1 protein-coding gene is annotated in these 272 nt (G+C 45.6%); it reads left to right on the top strand.

Features of this window, described 5'->3' with window-relative positions:
- On the top strand, positions 1-272 hold a 272-nt coding region (locus BCT81_RS22715; protein WP_133152694.1), incomplete at both ends, for a GGDEF domain-containing protein.

Below are 272 nucleotides of genomic sequence, written 5' to 3'. Positions count from 1 at the left end.
TGATGCTAGAAAAGCAGCTCGTGCATCAAGCGAATTACGATGAGATGACGGACTTACTCAATCGTCGAGCTATTTATGAGTGGTTTAGAGAACACATGACCTCTGACAATCACCTTGTGTGTATGCTGCTCGATATTGATGATTTTAAATCGATTAATGATACATACGGTCACATGGTCGGTGACGAGGTGATCTGTGCGTTGGCTAATATTACTAAGCGCAGTGTTGAAAGTGTGGGCGGTGTTGCGGGTCGCTGGGGTGGTGAAGAGTTC

This window comes from Vibrio sp. 10N.261.52.A1, assembly GCF_002876325.1.
In the GTDB taxonomy this organism is placed as follows: Bacteria; Pseudomonadota; Gammaproteobacteria; order Enterobacterales; family Vibrionaceae; genus Vibrio; species Vibrio chagasii.
Note: the sequence above shows the minus strand (reverse complement) of the source record. Positions and strands in the feature narration are given on the sequence as shown.